Below are 22,834 nucleotides of genomic sequence, written 5' to 3' on the forward strand. Positions count from 1 at the left end.
TTACGGTCAACGCGACCTTACATGGCTTTCCAATAATCGACGCAACCGCCGCAGCGCGGTCTTCGAAGCTTATTGGAGATAATAATAATGAATTGCCGTAAAGCTGATCCCTCCCTGCGCCGTGACGTCCTGTCGCGCGCAGTTCACCTCATCGACTGCTGAGGTGCCGACATGAACGAAAACACTGATCGTAAAGGCATACAGCTGACCCGCGCCCTGAAAAGCCGGCACATTTTCATGCTGTCCCTGGGCGGCGTCATCGGCACCGGGTTGTTCATGGGTTCCGGCGTGACCATCAATCAGGGCGGCCCGGTTGGGGCGATCCTGGCTTACCTGGTTGCGGGGTTCCTGATGTACCTGGTGATGGTCTGCCTGGGTGAACTGTCGGTGCAGATGCCGGTGTCCGGTTCGTTCCAGACCCACGCCACCCAATACATCGGCCCGGCCACCGGGTTCATGATCGGCTGGGTGTACTGGATGAGCTGGGCCACCACCGTGGGCCTGGAATTCACCGCCGCCGGCATGCTGATGACCCGCTGGTTCCCGGAGGTGCCGATCTGGTACTGGTCGGCGCTGTTCGTGGTGGTGCTGTTCGGTATCAATGCCATGGCGACCCGCGCCTTTGGTGAAGCCGAATACTGGTTCTCGGGGATCAAGGTCGCGGCGATTCTCGGTTTCATCGTGGTCGGCGTGCTGGTGATCTTCGGCGTGATGCCCCTGAGCAGCGGTGCACCGGCACCGATGGCGACCAACCTGATCGGCGATTCGTTGTTCCCCAACGGCCTGTCGGCGGTGTTCGCGGTGATGATGACCGTGGTCTATGCGTTCCAGGGTTGCGAGATCATGGGTGTGGCCGCCGGTGAAACCGATCAGCCGGAAAAGAGCATTCCCCGTGCCGTGCGCAACGTGGTGTTCCGTGTGTTGATCTTCTACGTGCTGGCGATCATCGTGCTGTCGGCCATCGTGCCGTGGCAGCAGGCAGGCTTGATGGAAAGCCCGTTCGTGCAGGTGTTCGACATGGTCGGCATTCCCTACGCCGCCGACCTGATGAACTTCGTGATCCTCACCGCGATCCTGTCGGTGGGCAACTCCGGCCTGTATGCCTCGACGCGCATCCTGTGGGCGATGTCGAAAACCGGTATGGCGCCGAAAAGCCTGTCGTCATTGAGCAAGCGTGGCGTCCCGCTGCGCGCCTTGAGCATCACCCTGTGCTTCGCGCTGGTGTCGCTGATGACCAGCTTCGTCGCCGCCGATACCTTGTTCATGGTGCTGATGGCGGTGAGCGGCATGTCCGGCACCGTGACCTGGATTGTCATCGCCCTGGCGCAGTACAAGTTCCGCAAGGCGTACTTGCGTGACGGCGGCAAACTCAGCGACCTGAAATACCGCGTACCGTGGTTCCCGGTATTGCCGCTGATGTGCATCACGCTGTGCTGCTTGCTGTTCGTGTTCCTGGCCCTGGATGAAACCCAGCGTCCGTCGCTGTATTGGGGCTTTGGATTCATTGCGCTGTGCTATGGCGCGTACTTCCTGATCCATCGCAAGCGTCAGGGCGTGCTGGCGCCGAGTTTGCCGACTGTGTAATTCCTTAAATCCAGCACATTCCCTGTGGGAGCGAGCTTGCTCGCGATGGCGGCATCAGGTTCAACATCACTGTTGACTGGTCCACTGCTATCGCGAGCAAGCTCGCTCCCACAGGGGTTTTCGGCGTTCGGTAAATTTGCGACCCGCCTCCTGTCGCCAGTTGTTCGAAGTTGTAACAGCGCTAACGGCTTACGCTCGCCAATCTATAAATAGTTCAATAAAACCAATGTGTTATCGAATTCATGAGCTTGTTACAGCCCATTTCTCCACCGATTGCCGCCTTACTGAACACTCGTTTAGTATGGCCTCAAGTCGCATCACCTCAGACCCATCACAATAACTCGAGGATTCCCATGACCACTCAATCGTCGCTGCTCAGCCAGGTCGAAGCAGGCGTTGCCTGGATCACCCTCAATCGCACTGCCCAGCGCAATGCGCTGGACATTCCGACGCTGAAAAACCTGCACGGCTTGCTCGATGCTTTCAACGCCGACCCTGCGGTGCGTGTGGTGGTATTGACGGGCAGTGGCCGCAGCTTCTGCGCCGGTGCCGACCTCGATGAGTGGGCCGATGCCGAAGCCCGGGGCGCGCTGGAAACCTACGGCTGGACCGAAAACGCCCATGCCTTGATGACCCGCCTGCACAGCCTGGAAAAACCGACCATCGCCGCCATCAACGGCACCGCCGTCGGCGCCGGGATGGACCTGACCCTGTGCTGCGACCTGCGCATCGCCGGGCAATCGGCGCGCTTCAAGGCCGGCTACACCAGCATGGCGTACTCGCCGGATGCCGGCGCCAGTTGGCACTTGCCGCGCCTGATTGGCAGCGAACAGGCCAAGCGCCTGCTGTTCCTCGACGAGTTGTGGGGTGCTGACCGTGCTCTCGACGCCGGTCTGGTCGGCGATGTCTGTGCCGACGATCAACTGCTGACGGTCACCAGCGAACTGGCCGCACGCCTGGCCGCCGGCCCGACCTTCGCCTTCGCCCAGACCAAAAAACTCATGCGCGAAGGCGCCGAACGCAGCTTGGCCGAGCAACTGCAAGCCGAACTCGCCGCCGGCCTGCTCTGCGGTCGCAGTGAAGACGGCAACGAAGCCCTGCGCGCGGCCATGGAAAAACGCCCGGCACGCTTCATCGGCCGTTGATTCCCCACACTTCTTTCAGCATACGAACAACAGGTAGCAGCATGAATTTCCAACTGACCCAAGAACAAGAAATGTTGGTGGACTCGGTACGCAGCTTCGTCGAGAAGGAACTGCTGCCCTATGAAGAGCAAGTCGACCGCGCCGACGAGGTTTCCCCGGAACTGGCGGCACAGATTCGCGGCAAGGCCATCGCGGCAGGTTTCTACGCCTTCAACATGCCCGAAGAAGTGGGTGGTGGTGGCCTGGACTACCTGTCCCAGGCGCTGATCGAACGTGAGCTGTCCAAGGTGTCCTGGGCGCTGCACGTGTTCGTCGCGCGGCCGTCGAAAATCCTCATGGCCTGCACCGGCGAGCAGATCAACGACTACCTGTTGCCGTGCATCCAGGGTGAAAAGATCGACTGCTTCGCCCTGACCGAGCCGGGTGCAGGCTCCGATGCCAATGCGATCAAGACCCGCGCCGTGCGCGAAGGCGACGATTTCATTCTCAACGGCAGCAAGCATTTCATCAGCCACGCTGGCCATGCCGATTTCGCCATCGTCTTCGCCGTGACCGACACCTACGAACACAACGGCAAAAAGCGCAACGCCGTGACCTCGTTCCTGGTCGACCGCAACACCCCGGGCATGACCATCCGCCGTGGGCCCAAGTGCGTGAGCAACCGGGGTTATCACACCTTCGAAATGTTCTTCGATGACTGCCGCGTGCCGGCCAGCAAAGTGCTGGGCGAAGTCGGCAAGGGGTGGGAGGTGGCCAACGCCTGGCTGACCGCCGGGCGGGTGATGGTCGCCGCCAACTGCGTCGGTCAGGCCCAGCGCGCACTGGATGTGTCGCTGCAATGGGCGGCGGACCGCAAGCAATTCGGTCAGCCGATCGGTACTTACCAGGGCGTGTCGTTCAAATTGGCCGACATGGCCACGCAAATCCGCGCCGCCGAACTGCTGACCCTGCACACCGCCTGGAAAATGGACCAGGGCACCATGACCGATGGCGAGGCCGGCATGGCCAAGCTGTTCGCCAGTGAAGTGCTCGGGCGTACCGCCGATGAAGCGGTGCAGATTTTCGGCGGCATGGGCCTGATGGACGAAGGTCCGGTGGAGCGCATCTGGCGTAACGCGCGGATCGAACGGATCTGGGAAGGCACCTCGGAAATCCAGCGCCACATCATTTCCCGCGAGCTGCTGCGGCCGCTGCTGCGCTGATCGGCCCGGAGAACTCCCATGTCCCAAACCATTCGTGACAACCTCAAACGCATGCTCGCGCCGCAACACGTGGCGTTCGTCGGCGGTCGCAGCATGGCCCGCGCCCTCAAGCGCTGTGCCGAAGGCGGCTACCAAGGGCAAATGTGGCTGGTCAACCCGCAACACGACAGCCTTGAAGGCGTGCCGTGCGTGCGCAGCGTTGCCGAGCTGCCTTGCGGCCCGGACGCGGTATTCATTGCCACCAACCGCGAACTGACGTTGACTTGCGTGGCCGAACTGGCCGCCATCGGCGCGGGCGGCGCGATCTGCTACGCCTCCGGCTTCGCCGAGACTGGCGCCGAAGGCCAGGCCCTGCAACAGCAACTGCTCAAGGTCGCTGGCGACATGGCCTTGCTCGGCCCCAACTGCTACGGCCTGCTCGACTACCTGCACAGCTCCGCGCTGTGGCCGGTGGCCCATGGCGGTAAAGCGGTGGAGAAGGGCGTGGCGGTGCTGACCCAGAGCGGCAACTTCGCCTACAACCTGTCCATGAGCGACCGCTCGCTGCCGGTGGCCTACATGGCCTCGGTGGGCAACCAGGCGCAACTGGGCGTGGCTGAACTGATGGACGTGTTGCTCGACGAGCCGCGCGTCACCGCGATCGGCCTGCACCTGGAAGGCCTGAAGAACGTGCCGGGGTTTGCCTGTGCCGCGCACAAGGCGCTGGAGAAGGGCATCCCGATCATCGCCCTGAAGACCGGCGTGTCGCAGATCGGCGCCGAACTGGCCTTGAGTCACACCAGTTCTTTGTCGGGTTCCGATGCGCTGTACGACGCACTGTTCGACCGTCTCGGCGTGATCCGCGTCAGCGGCCCGGTGAGTTTTGTCGAAACCCTCAAGGCCGCCGCCTGCGGCAACCTGCCTGCGGGCAACAGCCTGATCGCGCTGGCCTGTTCCGGTGGCGACGCCGGGCTGATTGCCGACTACGCCGAACGCAACGACCTGGGCCTGCCGAAACTCGATCAAGGGCAGGTTGGCGAACTCGCGCAAGTGCTGCCGACCTACGCCAACCTGGTCAACCCGCTGGATTTCACCACGGCGATCTGGGGCGACGGCGAAGCCTTGAACCGCATGCTCGACAGCGCGCTGCGCACCGAGGCCGACGCGGCGATGCTGGTGCTCGACTACCCGTCGGAGTTCACCGGCGAGCGAAAGGAGTGCGACCTGCTGCTGGAGTTGTACTGCGCGGCACTGCAACGTCACGGCAAGACCGGTTTTGTCACCTCGGCCTTCCCCGAGTTGCTGCCGGCCCATGCCCGTGAGCGTCTGCACGCCCAAGGCGTCGCGGCCTTGCAGGGTGTTGAAGACGGCTTGGCCGCGTGGGGGCGCATCGCCGGTTATCAGCGCAACCGTCAGGCGTTGCTGGCGCTGGGGGAATCGGCGCTGGTGCCGTTGAGCCCGCAAGCGCTGCAAGGCGAAGGACGCTTGCTCAATGAATGGGATTCCAAACAGGCGTTAAGAGCCTTTGGCCTGCCGACGCCCAACGGCGTTTTGAGCACCCCGGACAAGGCCCTGAAGGACGCCGAAGCATTGGGCTATCCGCTGGTACTCAAAGCGGTCAGTGCCCAACTGCCACACAAGACCGAGGCCGGCGCCGTGGCGCTGAACCTCAAGGACGGCGCGGTATTGAGTGCCGCACTGGAGAAGATGCGCGCCAGCATTGCCGCTTACGCCCCGGGCGTACCTTTCGATCAACTGTTGCTCGAACCCATGGCCAAGCCGCCACTGGCTGAGCTGATCGTCGGGATCAAACGCGAAAACGATTTCGGCCTCGCCTTGGTGATCGGTGCCGGCGGCATTCTAGTGGAACTGCTCAAGGACAGTCGCAGCCTGTTGCTGCCGACCACCGACGGCGCGATTCGCAATGCCTTGCTCAGCCTGCGCAGTGCGCCGTTGCTGCAAGGTTTCCGTGGTCGCGAGCCTGCTGACCTGGACGCCCTGGTGACCGCTATCCGCGCCGTGGCCGACTACGCCTGCGAAAACGCCGCGCACTTGCTGGAGCTCGATGTGAACCCATTATTGGTCGGTGCCCAAGGCACGACTGCGGTCGATGCGTTGATTCGCCTCGGCCAGGAGTGAGGACATGAAAATGCAAAGCAAAACCTTGACCGGTGGCCAGGCCCTGGTGCGTCTGTTGGCCAACTACGGCGTCGATACCGTGTTCGGCATCCCCGGCGTACACACCCTGGAGCTGTATCGCGGCTTGCCCGGCAGTGGCATTCGCCACGTGTTGACACGCCATGAGCAGGGCGCCAGTTTCATGGCCGACGGCTATGCCCGGGTCAGCGGCAAACCCGGCGTGTGCTTCGTCATCACCGGCCCCGGCGTGACCAACGCCGCCACCGGCATTGGCCAGGCCTACGCCGACTCGATTCCGATGCTGGTGATTTCCAGCGTCAACCACAGCGCCAGCCTCGGCAAGGGCTGGGGCAGCCTGCACGAATGCCAGGACCAACGGGCGATGACCGCGCCTATTACCGCGTTCTCGGCAGTGGCGCTGACCGCCGAAGACCTGCCGGAACTGATCGCCCGTGCCTACGCGGTGTTCGACAGCGAGCGGCCGCGCCCGGTGCACATCTCGGTGCCGCTGGACGTGCTGTCGGCGCCGATTGCCCGTGACTGGAGCAACGAGGTGGTGCGTCGTCCGGGTCGTGGTCCGGCATCCGTCACTGCCATCGATCAAGCCGTGGCCAAACTGAAGACTGCCAAGCGTCCAATGATCATCGCCGGTGGTGGTGCGCTCAATGCCACCTCTGAACTGCAAGACATCAGCACCCGGCTCGCTGCGCCGCTGTTCACCAGCGTCGCTGGCAAAGGCCTGCTGCCGCCGGATGCGCCGCTCAATGCCGGTTCATCCCTGTGTGTGGAGCCGGGCTGGAAGCTGATTTCCGAGGCCGATGTGGTGCTGGCGGTCGGCACCGAAATGGCCGACACCGATTTCTGGCGCGAACGCCTGCCACTCAATGGCGAACTGCTGCGCGTCGACATCGACCCACGCAAATTCAACGACTTCTACCCCTGCGCCGTGGCATTGCATGGTGACGCACAACAAACCCTCAGTGGCGTGCTTGAGCGCCTGCCGTCCGACGTGCGCGACGCTGGCGCCGCCACTGCCTCGGTCGCCGCCCTGCGCGCAGCGGTCAAGGCCAGCCATGGCCCGTTGCAGTCGATCCATCAAGCGATTCTCGACCGTATCGCCGCAGAGCTGCCGGAAAATGCCTTCATCAGCACCGACATGACCCAACTGGCCTACACCGGCAACTACGCCTTCGACAGCCTGGCCATCCGCAGCTGGCTGCACCCAACCGGCTACGGCACCTTGGGTTATGGCCTGCCGGCCGGTATCGGCGCCAAGTTCGGCGCGCCGCAACGGCCGGGCCTGGTTCTGGTGGGCGACGGTGGTTTCCTCTACACCGCCCAGGAACTGGCCACGGCTGTTGAAGAACTGGACAGCCCGCTGGTGGTGCTGCTGTGGAACAACGACGCCCTGGGGCAGATCCGCGACGACATGATCGGGCTGGATATCGAGCCCATCGGCGTGCTGCCACGCAACCCGGATTTCGCCGCCCTCGCGCGTGCGTTCGGCTGCACCGTGACTCAGCCGCAAAGCCTGGCCGAGTTGCAGACCGACTTGCGCCAGGGCTTCAAACGTAACGGCGTGACTTTGATTGAACTCAAGCATGCCTGTGCGCATTGATCTGCATTTCAAGGGGATGAAGCCATGCGCTTTTCCGATCTGACTCAACGAATCGCCGGTGACGGCGCCGCCGCGTGGGACATTCACTACCGCGCCCTGGCAAAGCGCGAGCAGGGCGAAGACATTCTGCTGCTGTCCGTGGGCGATCCGGATTTCGATACCCCACAGCCTATCGTGCAGGGCGCCATCGACAGTCTGCTGAGCGGCAACACTCACTACGCCGAGGTGCGCGGCAAGCGTGCCCTGCGTGAAGCCATTGCCAGGCGTCATCAACAGCGCAGCGGTCAAGCCGTCTCGGCGGATCAGGTCACCGTGCTGGCCGGGGCGCAATGTGCGCTGTTCAGCGTGGCCCAATGCGTGCTCAATCCCGGTGACGAGGTGATCGTCGCCGAACCGATGTACGTCACCTACGAAGCGGTGTTCGGTGCTTGCGGCGCCGTGGTGGTGCCGGTGCCGGTGCGCTCGGAAAATGGTTTCCGCGTGCTGCCCGAAGACGTCGCCGCGCGCATCACCCCGCGCACCCGGGCGCTGGCACTGAACAGCCCGCACAACCCGTCGGGCGCGAGTCTGCCGCGCAGCACTTGGGCGGCTTTGGCTGAACTGTGCATCGGCCACGACCTGTGGCTGATTTCCGATGAGGTCTACAGCGAACTGCTGTTCGAAGGCGAACACGTCAGCCCGGCGAGCCTGCCGGGCATGGCCGAGCGCACCGCGACCCTCAACAGCCTGTCGAAGTCCCACGCCATGACCGGCTGGCGCGTCGGCTGGGTGGTGGCGCCGCCATCCCTGGCCGCGCACCTGGAAAACCTCGCGTTGTGCATGCTCTACGGCTCGCCGGATTTCATTCAGGACGCTGCCGTGGTGGCCCTGGAAAGCAACCTGCCGGAACTCGAAGCCATGCGCGAAGCCTATCGCCAGCGTCGCGACCTGGTGTGCGACAGCCTGGCCGATTGCCCCGGCGTGCGGGCGTTGAAACCCGATGGCGGGATGTTCGTGATGCTCGATATCCGTCAGACCGGGCTCAGCGCCCAGGCGTTTGCCGACCGTCTGCTGGATCGCCACGGCGTGTCGGTGCTGGCGGGAGAGGCCTTTGGTCCGAGCGCGGCGGGGCACATTCGCCTCGGTCTGGTGTTCGGTGCCGAACCGCTGCGCGATGCCTGCCAGCGCATTGCCCGTTGTGCTCAAGAATTGATGGAGGCCCAGGTTCATGCTTAATCACAAGACACTGTTTATTGATGGTCGCTGGCAAACCCCATCGGGGCAGGGCATCGCCGAGGTGATCAACCCGGCCACCGAGGAAGTCTGCGGCAGCGTTCCGCTGGGTGATGAGCGCGATGTCGAAAACGCCGTGGCGGCTGCACGCCGGGCCTTCGCTTCATGGTCGCGCACGCCGTCCAGCGTGCGTGCCGGCTACATCCGCGCCCTGGCCGAGCAACTGCGCAATCGTGCCGATGAGATGGCCGCGGTCATCACCACGGAACTGGGCATGCCGGTGCAATGGTGCCGCTCGGTACAGGTCGACGGGCCGATCACTGGCCTTGAGCAATACGTCGAACTGGCTCATCTCATGGACGAAGTGCGCGAAGTCGGCAACTCGCTGGTGGTCCGCGAGGCCGTGGGCGTCTGCGCGTTCATCAACCCGTGGAATTACCCGCTGCACCAGTTGATCGGCAAACTCGCCCCGGCCCTGGCCGCCGGTTGCACCGTGGTAGTGAAGCCGAGCCAGGAAACCCCGCTGCATGCCTTCCTGTTGGCGCAAATGATCGAGGACATCGGCCTGCCGGCGGGGGTATTCAACCTGGTCAGCGGGCCCGGCTCGAAAGTCGGCGAAGCGCTGGCCAAACACCCGGACGTGGACATGGTGTCGTTTACCGGTTCCACCGGCGCCGGGGTTCGCGTTGCCCAGGCGGCGGCGCCATCGGTCAAGCGGGTGTGCCTGGAACTGGGCGGCAAGTCGCCGCTGCTGATCGCCGAGGATGCCGATCTGGCAGCGGCGGTGCGCTACGGCGTGCAGGACGTGATGATCAACTCCGGCCAGACCTGCACCGCACTGACCCGCATGCTGCTGCCGGCCAGCCGCTACGCCGAGGCTGTGGAACTGGCGCTGGCGGAAACCCTGAGCCTGCGCATGGGTGACCCCCTCGACCCGCAAAGCTTCCTCGGCCCGATGTGTTCGGCGGGGCAAAAACGCACCGTGCTCGACTACATCAAGGTCGGCCAACAGGAAGGCGCCCGGCTGCTGTGCGGCGGTGACATGCCGTCGGCATTCGAGCGCGGCTTCTATGTCAGCCCGACACTGTTCGCCGATGTCGACAACCGCATGCGCATCGCCCAGGAAGAAATCTTCGGCCCGGTGCTGTGCCTGATTCCCTACACCGATGAGGCGCAAGCGATCCAGATCGCCAACGACTCACCGTTCGGCCTGTCCAGCGGCGTCTGGGCCGGCAGTGCCGAGCGCGCCTTGCACCTGGGGCGGCAGATGCGCGCCGGTCAGTGCTTCCTCAATGGCGCGGCGTTCAATTATCAGGCGCCGTTCGGTGGCTACAAACAATCGGGCAATGGCCGGGAGTGGGGGGAAGAAGGGCTGAACGAATTCGTCGAAGTGAAGGCGATCCAGGTGTGACGGTTGGCGATTCAAAGGTTGTATGCGCCGGGCCATGGCCCGGTGTTTTGCGTGGTTTTGAATTGGAATTCCATTAGCTTTTGATCAGGGGCAATGCAATGAGCGATAACAAAAACAAGATTACTCAAGCGAACCATGAATTCAGTTTTCCGCGTAGAGACTTCCTCAAGTACAGCGCGGCCGCCGCGGCGGTGGCCGGGGCGTTCTCCATGGGGCTGCCGTTTGGCGCTTTTGCCGAGGAGGCCACGCCGAAACCCGGCGGCGTACTGCGTCTGGGCCTGGCTGGAGGCAGCACCACCGACTCCAGGGATCCGGGCTCCTGGGCCGACACCTTTACCTTCGTCGGCTTCTCGGCGGTCTATAACACCCTGACCGAAATTGCCGTCGACGGCACGGCGATCCCCGAACTGGCGGAAAGCTGGACTTCGACCCCGGACGCGCGCATCTGGACCTTCAAAATCCGTCAGGGCGTGACCTTTCACAACGGCAAGACCCTGACCGCCGACGATGTGGTGGCTTCGATTCAGCATCACCTCGGCGAGAACTCCACCTCGGCGGCCAAGACCGTGCTGGGCGACGTGGCCAAAGTCAGTGCCAACGGCAGCGACAGCGTGGTGTTCGAACTGCACTCGGGCAACGCTGACTTCTCCTATGTGGTCGCCGACTACCACCTGGCGATCATGCCGAGCAAGGATGGCGTGGCGGACTGGCAGGCTGGCGCCGGCACCGGTGGCTATCGCCTCAAGGACTTCGAGCCGGGCGTGCGCATGACCCTGGAACGCAGCCCCGACTACTGGAAACCGGGCCGGGCGCACTTCGCCAGTGCCGAGTTGATTGCCATCTCCGACGGCGCGGCACGGGTCAACGCGCTGGTCACCGGGCAAGTGGATGTGATCAACAAGGTCGACCTGAAAACCGTGGCGCTGCTCAAGCGCAACCCGAACCTGATCATCGAAGAAACCAAAGGCGCCCAGCACTACACCTTCCCGATGCTCACCGACAGCCAGGTGTTCCTGAACAACGACGTGCGCCTGGCGATGAAACACGCGATCAACCGCGAAACCCTGCTGGCCTCGGTGCTGCACGGCTACGGCCTGGTAGGCAACGACCACCCGATCCAGCCCGGCAGCCGCTTCATCAACACCGCGCTGGAACAACGTACCTACGATCCGGATAAATCGCGCTTCTACCTGAAAAAGGCCGGCCTGGATTCGCTCAAGGTGCGCCTGCAAGCCTCCGATGCAGCCTACACCGGTGCCGTGGACGCCTCGGTGTTGTTCAAGGAACAGGCCCGCGCGGCCGGTATCGACATCGACGTGGTGCGCGAGCCGGCGGACGGCTTCTTCTCCAACGTGTGGATGAAGCAACCGTTCACCACCTCGTTCTGGTACAGCAGCCTGACCGCCGACCGCATGTTCAGCATCGGCTACGCCAAAGGCGCTGCGTGGAACGAAACCCACTGGGACAACCCGCGCTTCAACCAACTGCTCAACGCCGCCCGCGGCGAGATGAACGACCCGCTGCGCCGCGAGATGTACAACGAAATGCAGGCGCTGTGCCGGGACGAGGGCGGGGCGATTGTGCCGTTGTTTGCCAGCTCGGTGGCGGCGCGCTCCAACCGCGTGGTTCACGGCGGGCAGACCGCGCCCTATGGCGAGCTGGATGGGTTGCGGGTGATCGAGCGGTGGTGGCAGGCGTAAGCCTATCGTCGATGCAACGAAGATCCCTGTGGGAGCGGGCTTGCCCGCGATGACGGTGGCACATTCAACATCAATGTTGCCTGACAGTCCGCTATCGCTGGCAAGCCAGCTCCCACAGTGGATATGTGCAATCTGCACCAGCGTGCCCATTTCAAGGAACCGCACGATGAGAAGTATTTTCAAGCTGTTGGGGCAGCGCCTGGCTCTGGGCCTGCTGTCCCTGTTTGCCGTATCAGTGATCATCTTCCTGGCCGTCGGCATGCTCCCGGGCGACATTGCCCAAGCCATGCTCGGCCAGTCGGCCACCCCGGAAACCGTGGCGGCCTACCGCGCGCAACTGGGCCTGGACTTGCCGCCGCTGACCCGCTTCGGCCACTGGATCTGGCAGTTGCTCCACGGTGATCTCGGTGTATCGCTGGCCAACCAGCGGCCGATCGCCGATCTGGTCAGCACCCGTTTGGGCAACACCTTCAGCCTGGCGCTGCTGGCGGCTTTGGTTTCCGTGCCGTTGGCCTTGCTGCTGGGCATGCTCGCGGCGTTGTACCGCAACAGCTGGTTCGACCGTTTGCTCAACACCTCGGCCCTGAGCGCGGTGTCGTTCCCCGAGTTCTTCGTCGCCTACATCCTGATCCTGGTGTTCGCGGTGAAGCTCAACTGGTTCCCGAGCATTTCCAACCTGGCGCCGGACGCTTCGTTGGGCACGATACTGGAGCGCTCGGTGTTGCCGGTGGCGACCCTCAGCCTGGTGGTGATCGCACAGATGATGCGCATGACCCGCGCATCCTTGATCAACCTGCTGGCCAGCCCCTACATCGAAATGGCCCGCCTCAAGGGCATCAGCCAGTCGCGGATCATCTTCCGTCACGCCTTGCCCAATGCCCTGGCGCCGATTGTCAACGTGGTGGCGCTGAACCTGGCGTACCTGGTGGTCGGCGTGGTGGTGGTCGAGGTGGTGTTTGTCTATCCGGGGCTCGGCCAGTTGCTGGTGGACTCGGTGGCCAAACGTGACATCCCGGTGGTGCAGGCCTGCAGCCTGATCTTCGCCGCGACCTACATCCTGCTCAACACCAGCGCCGATGTGCTGTCGATTGCCAGCAACCCACGCCTGATGCATCCGAAGGGGTAGACCATGAGCCTGTTGATACAAGTATGGCGGGCGCCCCTGAGCGCCAAGTTCGGTTTATTGATGATCCTGCTGTACGTGCTGGTGGCGGTGTTCGCGCCGGTGCTGGCGCCGTTCGGCGAAACCCAGGTGGTGGGCGGGGGCTTTGAGCCATGGGGCGGGCAGTTCCTGTTGGGCACCGATAACCTGGGCCGCGACATGTTCAGCCGCCTGGTCTATGGCGCGCGCAATACCCTGGGCATTGCCTTCCTCACCACCGTCCTGGCGTTTTTGCTCGGTGGCACCTGCGGTTTGATCGCGGCGATCAAGGGCGGTTGGGTCGATCAGGGTTTGTCGCGGGTGGTGGACATCCTCATGGCCATTCCGCAACTGATCTTCGCCTTGCTGATCCTCAGCGTGGTCGGCACCACCGCGACCTCGCTGGTGCTGGTGATTGCGCTGCTGGATGCGACCCGGGTGTTTCGCCTGTCTCGCGCGGTGGCGATGAACGTCGTGGTGCAGGACTTCGTCGAAGCCGCACGCCTGCGTGGTGAAGGCCTGTGCTGGCTGGTGACCCGCGAGGTGTTGCCCAATGCGGCGGCACCGCTGATTGCCGAGTTCGGCCTGCGTTTCTGCTTCGTGTTCCTGTTCATCAGTGCGCTGTCCTTCCTCGGCCTGGGCATTCAACCACCCACCGCCGACTGGGGCAGCATGGTGCGCGACAACGCCGTGCTGATTACCTTCGGCGACATCAGTCCGCTGTTGCCCGCCCTGGCCGTGGCCTTGATCACGGTCAGCGTCAACTTCGTCGTCGACTGGTTGCTGCACAAATCCAGCGGCCTCAAGGAGTGCTGAACATGACGACAACCAAACCTTTGCTGGAAATCCGCGACCTGCACATCGAAGGCCATTACGAAGACGCCTGGCATCCGCTGATCAAGGGCATCGACCTGACCCTGCAACGGGGCGAGGTGCTGGGCTTGATCGGTGAGTCCGGCGCGGGCAAGTCGACCCTCGGCCTGTCGGCCATGGGCTACACCCGCGACGGCTGCCGGATCACCGGCGGCTCGGTGCACTTCGACGGCATCGACCTGCTCAAGGCCAAGCCCGAAGCCCTGCGCAAGTTGCGCGGTTTGCGCATTGCCTACGTGGCACAGAGCGCGGCGGCCTCGTTCAACCCGGCCCATCGACTCATCGATCAACACGTCGAAACCGCCGTGAAGAACGGTGGCATGAGCCGCGAAGAGGCCATGCGCGACGCGGTCGAATTGTATCGGGTGCTGCGCCTGCCCAATCCCGAAACCATTGGCCAGCGCTATCCGCATCAGGTGTCCGGCGGCCAGTTGCAGCGAGTCATGACGGCGATGGCCATGGCCTGTCATCCGGACCTGATCATCTTCGACGAACCGACCACCGCGCTGGACGTCACCACCCAGATCGAAGTGCTCGCCGCCATTCGTGATGCAGTGGCGACCTACGGCAGCGCGGCGATCTACATCAGCCACGACCTGGCGGTGGTGGCGCAGATGGCCGACCGCATCATGGTGCTGCGCCACGGCAAACTGGTGGAGGAGGCCGAGACTCGCAAGATGCTCGGCGACCCGCAGGAGGACTACACCAAGTCGCTGTGGGCGGTGCGCAGTTTTCGCACCGAGCCCAAGGCTTGCCCGCAGCAGGAACAGCCGCTACTGGAGTTGCGCAACAGCTGCGCCAGCTACGGCCAGCAACCGGTGCTGCACGACGTTTCCCTGAAGCTGTATCGCGGCCAGACCCTGGCGGTGATCGGCGAGTCCGGTAGCGGCAAAAGCTCCACGGCGCGGCTGATCACCGGTTTGCTGCCGCCGACTTACGGCCAGGTGCTGTACGACGGTGAACCCTTGCCGGCGGACTTTCGCCAGCGCAGCAAGGAACAACTGCGGCGCATCCAGATGATCTACCAGATCCCCGACACCGCGCTCAATCCGCGGCAGCGCATCGTCGACATCATCGGCCGGCCGCTGACGTTCTACCTCGGCCTCAAGGGCAAGGCCATGCGCGCCCGGGTCGCCGAACTGCTGGAAATGATCGAACTCGACCCGGCAACCTTCATGGAGCGTCAGCCCCGGGAACTGTCCGGCGGGCAGAAGCAACGCATCTGCATCGCCCGGGCGCTGGCGGCTGATCCGCAACTGATCATTTGCGATGAAGTCACTTCGGCCCTCGATCAACTGGTGGCCGAGGGCGTACTGAAATTGCTCAACCGCATCCAGCAACAGCTGGGTGTCGCCTACCTGTTCATCACCCACGATGTTGCTACAGTGCGGGCCATTGCCGATGAGGTATTGGTCATGCAAAGGGGCAGGGTGGTGGACCACGGCTCGCGCAGCCAGATCTTCACTCCGCCGCATCAGGACTACACCGGGCTGCTGTTTTCTTCCGAACCGCAAATGGACCCCGACTGGCTCGACCGGTTGCTGGCGTCGCGCGCTTCCACACCTTCAACCGATACGCTGGAACAAGTCTAAGGAACCACCATGAAAGTACTGATCGTCCACGCTCACCCGGAGCCGCAATCCTTCACCGCCGCCCTGCGGGACCAGGCTGTTTCCTCCCTCGAAGCCCAGGGCCACGAAGTGCAGGTCAGCGACCTGTACAAAATGAACTGGAACCCGGTGGCCAGCGACGCCGACTTCTCCAATCGGGAAAACCCCGAGTACCTGGTCTATGCCCTGGAACAACGCCTGGGCGTGAAGAGCCAGTCGCTGGCGGCGGACATCCAGGCTGAACTGGACAAGCTGCTGTGGGCCGACCTGCTGATCCTCAACTTCCCGATCTTCTGGTTCTCCACCCCGGCCATGCTCAAGGGCTGGATCGACCGGGTGCTGGTGTCCGGCATCTGCTACGGCGGCAAGCGTTTCTATGATCAGGGTGGTCTGGCTGGGAAGAAGGCGCTGGTGACCGTGACCCTGGGCGGGCGTGAGCACATGTTTGGGGAGGGCGCGATTCATGGGCCGTTGGAGGATATGTTGCGGCCGATCCTGCGTGGCACGTTGGCGTACGTCGGGTTCGATGTGCTGGAGCCGTTTGTGGCGTGGCATGTGCCGTACATCAGTGATGAGGCGCGCCAGCAGTTTCTGGTTGATTACGGGCAGCGGCTGCAGCATTTGAGTGATGATCAGCCGCTGGTGTTTCCGAAGTTGGCGGAGTTTGATGACAAGCTCTATCCAATTGGCCGCTAACTTTTACATTGACTGGATCTGAGATGTATCGCAGATCCAGTCCGTTTGCCGGTTTTAATTGGATGAAATAACGGGTGTCCAGATTAAAGTTAACGTTTTTTTGCGCTATCGCATTTCTTATAACTTTATTTGTCACTTTGTTTTTGTTTCGGATTTCGTTGTTGGCCCTTCTCGCAAGATCGCGAAGACCATTATGAGTCTGGGCGGCGTAATTGTAGAATTCACTCTTTGGACTCGATTCGCTTCCTGTTGGGCCGCCAAGGGCATCCCGGATTTTATTAATTGCTGTATTGCTGTCCATATGTGTGTTATGCCGCATTTCGTTCGTAAAAATTTCCAGAGCTATGTCTGGTTTAATTATGTGGGGTGTTATTGTTTGAAGTTGTAATGGGGGTGTTGCTTCTAATGCGAGGGTTTTGAGTGAAAGGGGGTCGCTAAGATTGGGGGTGGTGAGATGGCGTTTATAAATAAAATTGTATTGACTCTTTTGCAGTCGTTCGATTGTGTTTTTTCTGAAAGTTTCCGCATCTTGTTTGATTTTTGAAATGAGCTGATCAATCTCTCTGTTGATGTTCTTCTTGTTTATTATATTTTGAAAGAAATTTCTAACAGGCTTTATAATGTGACCTGTTGGGTCGCTGAAATTAGTTGGGGCGCCCTTGCAGTAGTTATACGAATTCAATCCTCCCTCACCAAACGGACTCCAACTGTCTGGACTATTGAATCGCATCAAAACCGGATTAAACGCCCGATATCCATTCCCCAATAAATAATGCCCGGTCAGCGGATCCGGCCGTTCACCGTTGAACCCGAGCAAACTGCTCATGCCACTTTCGGCGGAGCGATGGCCGTAGGGGGAATAGGCGATGGGTTGTGGTTGTTGGCCGCTCTTGAGCGTGTTCAGCACCGAGCGTTGCAGGTCCGTGGCTAGCAGGGTGGTGTCGAGTACTCCGTTCTGGCGCTGATGTTGCGCCAGCAGCAGGTCGTCGTGCTGGACGATTGAGTGTCCGACCGCACCCTGTACCTCGGTGGCCAGGCGACTTTTGCAATAGAAACGATGACGTTCCGGGGTATCGGACAGAGTGTGGCTGGTGAGGCGATCCAGTGGATCATAGCGATAACGGCAAATCAGGACTTTTTGAGGGGAAGACATGGTGACTCCTACTCTCACGGGGGTGAAAGCCTGAGTTTGGGTTCAATTGCTTTCGGCGGGTACTAGCAGAGCTAATAGTAGGTGGGCCGAGAATTGCGCGGGCTGTACTGACGTCATCGCGAGCAGGCTCGCTCCTACAATGATTGGTGTTGTTGCAGATGCCCGAGTACCCACACAAATCCCTGTGGGAGCGGGCTTGCCCGCGATTGGGGTATCAGCTTCAACATCTATGTTGACTGGGCCACCGCTATCGCGGGCAAGCCCGCTCCCACAGTTTTTGTATTTGCAGTTCAAATTGACGTGTGTTTAATGGGTGTTTAACGGCTGTCAGCGTTACTTCCCGCAAGCTACGACGGCTTGCGTCTTTGCCTACAGCTACGCCAGAATCCGCCGGCTTGTGCGTCTTGGGGGCGGGTTCTATCGTTGGCCGGTCGCTGCAAAACAGTAGCGATCGGGTTTGGTAGCCCGGTTATCCAGGCGCAGAGCACCACGCTTTGCAGAGTTTTTTCTCTGCTTAATGGTGGCCATGCGTAGGGCGTCTTCGGATGCGCCGGGTTCCTGGGCCGGTCTACCAACCTGCGTATGGCCGCCACCCATCGTTTGGTAGCGAAGGTTGATGGCTCCTCATCTACATCCAGGAGTTTCATCCATGTTCAAAGTCACACCCAACCCGCCGGACACCGATCCGACATCCCCGTACGAAACCCTCGACTCCCAAAAACTCCACGAAGCCGCCGAGCGCGCCCTTGATCATTACCTCAACCCCGGCCCCGGCATCATGGCCACGCCGCGTAAACCTAGTTCCATGTTCATCGTCAATCCCGAACTCAATGTCGAGACCTTACTGGTGCACGCCTGCGAGTCGCTGGCATCGGCCCATGTCATGGCCAACGATCTGGTGGATCATCTGCAAGGAACCAGCCGCAATGCGCTGCTGGGCATTGCGCAGGTGATCATGCTCGGAGAGCTGGCGGTGAACCGGGCGCTGGATCAGCTCGATCCGCCTGAGTAACCACAAATCTCCATATCTCCGATAGACCTGTAGGAGCGAGCCTGCTCGCGATGGCGCCAGTACTCCCGGCATAGATGCTGGCTGGTCGACCGCCTTCGCGAGCAGGCTCGCTCCCACACAACACCCACCGCTTGTTCGCAAGTCCTTCTCTGCGGGGCCGTTGAACTACACTTTTCAGTTGTTCCACCCGATCGGCAGGGCGACGCATGGCGTCGCTTGCCGCCGCCAGTCGCCCCAAGGCTTGCCCATTGCGGCAAGCCTGTCGGAGGTCATCATGAATAGGTTTTCACCGGTCAGCCTGTGCATCGCATTGTCGGTTTTGAGTAGCCCGCTTTGGGCGCAATCGGTGGTGCCGATGAAAGGGCAGAGTTCGCAACAAACCCAGGCTGACATCAACGAATGCAACAGCATCGCCGCCAGCCAAAGCGCCTCGACGTCTTCCACGCCTTCCGGCGGGAGGGTCAAGGGTGCCGCTGTGGGGGCTGCCGCTGGCGCGACGGCTGCCCAGGTGCGCGGCAATCAGCACGACGAAGCTTATGATCGTGTCGACGATGACAGGAAACAGGACTATCGCCAGGACCGGGCCAAATCGACGGCAGCGGCCGGGATGGTGGTCGGTGGCTCGCGTCAGCGCCAGGAACGCCGGGCGGACGAGAAAACCACACAGGCGAATACCGCGTCGGCTTATAGCAGCTGTCTGCAGGGCAAGGGGTATCAGGTCAATCCTTGAATCAGGTACGCAACACACTGTAGGAGCGAGCTTGCTCGCGAAAAACCTGAGTGCGCCGCGGACTGTCAGGTGCCCAGTGTCATCGTTAACGACCATCGCGAGCAAGCTCGCTCCTACAAGGACAAGGAAGCAGACGGGTAAAGAAACGGCCTGTAGTTCAAATCTGACAACCGTTCATCGGTGAACTACGCTGCGGTACGTACCCTCGATTTGAATTTTGTGAAGTAAGGATCCGACACATGCGGAGCAGGCTGCTCGCTGTAATGTTTACTGTTTTCGGGATGTTCTGGTCGGTGCAATTGTGGGCCGAAGATGCGCCGAAAGTGGTTGATGCTCCCGTTGAATTGAAAGTGGCCAACCGCAGCATCATGGTGTTTCGCGCGACCATCCTTGGAGAAGCCCCGGCGTCGCGGGTCAAACGGGCGAAATCGGTGATCGGTGAGGCGCTGGATGACGCCGACGATCTCAATGTCTCCATCGATCCGATCATGAAAAGCTACATGGTGCTGCTGGGTAGCCGGCGCGCCTTTATCGTTTCGCCCAAGGACTTCGACGAGACCGAATTCGACTCGGTACAGCAGGCCGCCGAAGCCGCGGCCGGCAAGCTGCGCCAGGTCGTGGCCGAAACCCAGGAGGCCCGCAGCCTGCGGTTGATCCTGCGCTCGGTAGTCGCCACGTTGCTGGCCACCGGCATTTACATCGCGCTGCTGTTCGGCATGTCGTACCTGCGGCGCAGAGTGCTGAAGAAACTGCCCGAGCTGATGCATCGGCACACCCAGGCCCTGAAAGTCGGACGGGTTCCGCTGGTCGACGCCAATTACCTGTATCCGTTGGCCAGCCGCCTGCTGGAGCTGGTGCGCTGGATCATCGTGTTGCTGCTGACGTACGAATGGCTGGGCTTTGTCCTGTCGCGCTTTCCCTATACCCGTCCCTGGGGCGAAAGCCTCAACAACTATCTGCTGGAGCTCGGCGGTTATCTGCTGCAAGGGATCGTCGGTGCCATACCCGGGCTGGGCGTGGCGCTGGCGATCTTCTTCATCGCCCGCGGCGCAACCGCGTTCATGCGGCGGATACTGCGGCGCATGGCTGCACCGGGAACCCTCAGCTGGCTGAACCATGAAACCCTGCAACCGACCCAACGCCTGACGTCCCTGGCGATCTGGCTGTTTGCACTGGCCATGGCCTACCCGTACCTGCCGGGTGCCGGCACCGATGCCTTCAAAGGCTTGTCGGTGTTGATCGGCCTGATGATTTCCCTGGGTGCTACCAGCGTGGTGGGCCAGGCGGCGGCGGGGTTGATCCTGACCTACACCCGTACCCTGCGCCCCGGCGAATTTGTGCGCATCGGCGACTACGAAGGCACGGTGACCGAACTGGGCATGTTCACCACCAGCATTCGCACCGGCCTGGGCGAGGTGCTGACCCTGCCCAACTCGATGATCACCGGCACCGTCACCAAGAACTACTCGCGGGTGGTACAAGGCCCCGGCTACGTGGTCGACACCATCGTGACCATCGGCTACGACACACCGTGGCGGCAGGTGGAGGCGATGTTGCTGGAGGCCGCGAAACGCACGCCGGGGATTCTCGAGGTACCGCCGGCCCAGGTGTTCCAGACGGCATTGTCGGACTTCTACCCGGAATACCGGCTGGTGGCCCAGGCCATTCCCAGCCAGCCTCGGCCGCGCGCCGTGCTGCTGAGCATGCTGCACGCCAACATCCAGGATGTGTTCAACGAGTACGGCGTGCAGATCATGTCGCCGCACTACCTGGGCGATCCGCAACAAGAGAAATGGGTGCCCAGGGACAAGTGGTACCCGGCCCCCGCGCAAGAACCGAAGGAATCCTGATTTCGCCTGAAAGGGAGTTCGCACCATGCTTGAGTTCATTCTCCACGCCCTGCGGACTGACCCGGAAATCGCGGTGTTCCTGGCCATTGCCCTGGGCGTCTTCATCGGGCGCATCCACATCGGCAGTTTCCACCTCGGTTCCGTGGCCGGTGCGCTGCTGATGGGGCTGCTGATCGGCCAGATCGGGCTGGAGGTGCCGACCGGATTGAAGTCGGTGTTCTTCGTGATGTTCATCTACGCGGTCGGCTTCAAGAGCGGGCCGGAGTTTTTCGGCAGCCTCAATCGCGGCACGTTGAAACTGGTGGTGTTGAGCGTGGTGCTGTGCGGGACGGCGCTGGCGGCGATCTTGCTGATGAATGCGGTGTTCGATTTCGACGCCGGTTTCACCGCCGGGCTCGGCGCCGGCGCACTGACCGATACGGCGATCATGGGTACCGCCACCAGCGCCATCAATCAACTGTCGATCGACACTGCGGCCAGGGCCCAACTCAACAGCCACATGGCGATTGCCTACGCGATCACGTACCTGTTCGGCACCATCGGCCTGATCGTCTTCGTCGGCAGCATTGCCCCAAAACTATTGGGCGTGGACCTCAAAGCCTCGGCACGGGAGCTGGAACTGGAGCTGGGCATCGCCAAGGAAGAAGACGCGATCACCGTGCCCTACACCCGCATTGTCGTGCGTGCCCACCAGGTGGCCGCCAATGGTTCGGCGAATGGGCAGCGTATTGCCGATGTGGAGAAACAGCATGAATCGCTGACCGTCGAGCGCGTGGTGCGTGCGGGAAAAGTCTTCGAGCGTGACGAAGCTTTCACGCTGATGGCCGGGGATATCGTCGGGGTCTATGCCTTGCGCGAAGCCGTGGGCACGCTCACCCAGTGGATCGGGCCGGAAATCGACCATGCCGAATCCTTGTCTTTCCCGACCCGCGAGGTGGACATCGTCGTGACTTCGCCTGAGTTCGCCGGCAAGACGATCCATCAGGCGAAAAGCCGGATGGAAAGCGCCAGGCGCCTGGGCTGCTTCATCAATACCATCACTCGCCAGGGCTACGAGTTGCCCTTGCTGCCCAACACCGTGCTGCGTCGAGGTGACGTGATCACCCTGACCGGCCGCACCGCCAGTGTCGAAGCGGTGGCCAAGCGGTTAGGGCGGATTCGCGAGAACAACTACAAGAGCGACATCGCCGTGCACACCCTTGGCATGGTGCTGGGCTCGTTGCTGGGGCTGTTGTCGACCCATATCGGGATGATCCCCGTGGAGCTGGGCATCGGTGGCGGGGTGTTGGTCGCCGCGCTGGTGATTGGCTGGTACAACTCGCGCCACCCGGAAATCGGCGCATTGCCGCCGGCTGCGCAATGGGCCTTTTCCGAGTTCGGCTTGACCGCGTTCGGCGCGGTGGTCGGCCTGCTGGCCGGGCCTGCAGCCTTTGCCGCGATGAAGGAACAAGGCCTGGCATTGCTGCTGTCCGGCGCCGTGGTCACCATAGTGCCACCGCTGGTGGCGCTGTACTTCGGCCGCTATGTGCTGCGCCTGCACCCGATGATCCTGTTCGGCGCCCTGGCCGGTGCGCAGACCGAAGCGGCGTCGATGAACAAGATCATCGAGCAGTCCGGCAGCAACACCCCGGTGATTGGCTTTACCGTGTGTTATGCGATTTCCAATGTGCTGTTGGCGGTGTGTGGGCCGATCATTGTGTTTGTGGTGGCGGGGTAGCCATTCCTGTGGCGAGGGAGCTTGCTCCCGTCGGGTCGCGAAGCGACCCCTCTCTTAAAAAC

General features: G+C 62.0%; 16 protein-coding genes and 2 pseudogenes. 16 read left to right on the top strand and 2 right to left on the bottom strand.

What is annotated here, in order from left to right:
* The first annotated feature begins 171 nt into the window (after positions 1-171).
* The 12 genes from AC3IX1_RS13245 to AC3IX1_RS13300 all read left to right on the top strand — a co-directional run bounded on the left by AC3IX1_RS13245 (position 172) and on the right by AC3IX1_RS13300 (position 16,310).
* On the top strand, positions 172-1,584 hold the full coding sequence (locus AC3IX1_RS13245; protein WP_489388543.1) for an amino acid permease: 1,413 nt from the start codon (positions 172-174) through the stop codon (positions 1,582-1,584).
* 353 nt (positions 1,585-1,937) lie between these two features.
* Positions 1,938-2,729, top strand: coding sequence for an enoyl-CoA hydratase/isomerase family protein (locus AC3IX1_RS13250; RefSeq protein WP_489388544.1), 792 nt, complete (start codon positions 1,938-1,940; stop codon positions 2,727-2,729).
* 41 nt (positions 2,730-2,770) lie between these two features.
* Complete coding sequence (locus tag AC3IX1_RS13255; protein WP_489388545.1) at positions 2,771-3,931, top strand: acyl-CoA dehydrogenase family protein; 1,161 nt, start codon at positions 2,771-2,773, stop codon at positions 3,929-3,931.
* A gap of 18 nt (positions 3,932-3,949) precedes the next feature.
* Positions 3,950-6,049 (top strand): acetate--CoA ligase family protein, encoded by a 2,100-nt coding sequence (locus tag AC3IX1_RS13260; protein WP_489388546.1) that lies wholly within the window; start codon positions 3,950-3,952, stop codon positions 6,047-6,049.
* 10 nt (positions 6,050-6,059) lie between these two features.
* On the top strand, positions 6,060-7,667 hold the full coding sequence (locus AC3IX1_RS13265; RefSeq protein ID WP_489388736.1) for a 5-guanidino-2-oxopentanoate decarboxylase: 1,608 nt from the start codon (positions 6,060-6,062) through the stop codon (positions 7,665-7,667).
* 24 nt (positions 7,668-7,691) lie between these two features.
* Positions 7,692-8,882: a pyridoxal phosphate-dependent aminotransferase gene (locus tag AC3IX1_RS13270; RefSeq protein WP_489388547.1), complete on the top strand. Its 1,191-nt coding sequence runs from the start codon at positions 7,692-7,694 to the stop codon at positions 8,880-8,882.
* Positions 8,875-10,290 (top strand): aldehyde dehydrogenase family protein, encoded by a 1,416-nt coding sequence (locus AC3IX1_RS13275; RefSeq protein WP_489388548.1) that lies wholly within the window; start codon positions 8,875-8,877, stop codon positions 10,288-10,290. The genes AC3IX1_RS13270 and AC3IX1_RS13275 overlap by 8 nt, the downstream gene beginning before the upstream one ends.
* Before the next feature lie 98 nt (positions 10,291-10,388).
* Positions 10,389-11,990: an ABC transporter substrate-binding protein gene (locus AC3IX1_RS13280; protein ID WP_489388549.1), complete on the top strand. Its 1,602-nt coding sequence runs from the start codon at positions 10,389-10,391 to the stop codon at positions 11,988-11,990.
* Positions 11,991-12,156: 166 nt separating this feature from the next.
* Positions 12,157-13,116, top strand: a complete 960-nt coding sequence (locus AC3IX1_RS13285; protein ID WP_489388550.1) for an ABC transporter permease — start codon at positions 12,157-12,159, stop codon at positions 13,114-13,116.
* A gap of 3 nt (positions 13,117-13,119) precedes the next feature.
* Positions 13,120-13,947 carry an ABC transporter permease gene (locus AC3IX1_RS13290; RefSeq protein WP_489388551.1) on the top strand — a complete coding sequence of 276 codons (828 nt, stop codon included), beginning with the start codon at positions 13,120-13,122 and terminating at the stop codon, positions 13,945-13,947.
* A 2-nt stretch (positions 13,948-13,949) separates the two neighbouring features.
* Entirely contained in the window at positions 13,950-15,596 is a 1,647-nt protein-coding gene (locus AC3IX1_RS13295; protein ID WP_489388552.1) for an ABC transporter ATP-binding protein, read from the top strand.
* A 9-nt stretch (positions 15,597-15,605) separates the two neighbouring features.
* Positions 15,606-16,310 (top strand): NAD(P)H-dependent oxidoreductase, encoded by a 705-nt coding sequence (locus tag AC3IX1_RS13300; RefSeq protein ID WP_489388553.1) that lies wholly within the window; start codon positions 15,606-15,608, stop codon positions 16,308-16,310.
* A gap of 619 nt (positions 16,311-16,929) precedes the next feature.
* Here the strand turns inward: AC3IX1_RS13300 and AC3IX1_RS13305 are convergent.
* Positions 16,930-17,463 (bottom strand): annotated as a pseudogene (locus AC3IX1_RS13305) (RHS repeat-associated core domain-containing protein); the annotation flags it as partial.
* 649 nt (positions 17,464-18,112) lie between these two features.
* Between AC3IX1_RS13305 and AC3IX1_RS13310 the strand changes: the two are divergent.
* Together AC3IX1_RS13310 and AC3IX1_RS13315 are read left to right on the top strand one after the other, a co-directional pair.
* Positions 18,113-18,475, top strand: coding sequence for a DUF6124 family protein (locus tag AC3IX1_RS13310; protein ID WP_489388554.1), 363 nt, complete (start codon positions 18,113-18,115; stop codon positions 18,473-18,475).
* Positions 18,476-18,749: 274 nt separating this feature from the next.
* Positions 18,750-19,205, top strand: coding sequence for a hypothetical protein (locus AC3IX1_RS13315; RefSeq protein ID WP_489388555.1), 456 nt, complete (start codon positions 18,750-18,752; stop codon positions 19,203-19,205).
* 6 nt (positions 19,206-19,211) lie between these two features.
* Here AC3IX1_RS13315 and AC3IX1_RS13320 read toward each other — a convergent pair.
* Positions 19,212-19,301, bottom strand: a pseudogene (locus AC3IX1_RS13320) (outer membrane lipoprotein carrier protein LolA); the annotation flags it as partial.
* Between the two features lie 143 nt (positions 19,302-19,444).
* Here AC3IX1_RS13320 and AC3IX1_RS13325 point away from each other — a divergent pair.
* Together AC3IX1_RS13325 and aspT are read left to right on the top strand one after the other, a co-directional pair.
* Positions 19,445-21,055, top strand: a complete 1,611-nt coding sequence (locus AC3IX1_RS13325; protein ID WP_489388556.1) for a mechanosensitive ion channel family protein — start codon at positions 19,445-19,447, stop codon at positions 21,053-21,055.
* Between the two features lie 25 nt (positions 21,056-21,080).
* On the top strand, positions 21,081-22,772 hold the full coding sequence (gene aspT, locus AC3IX1_RS13330; RefSeq protein WP_489388557.1) for an aspartate-alanine antiporter: 1,692 nt from the start codon (positions 21,081-21,083) through the stop codon (positions 22,770-22,772).
* Positions 22,773-22,834 lie beyond the last annotated feature (62 nt).

The sequence above is a fragment of the Pseudomonas sp. KH_046_2 genome, from assembly GCF_057838985.1.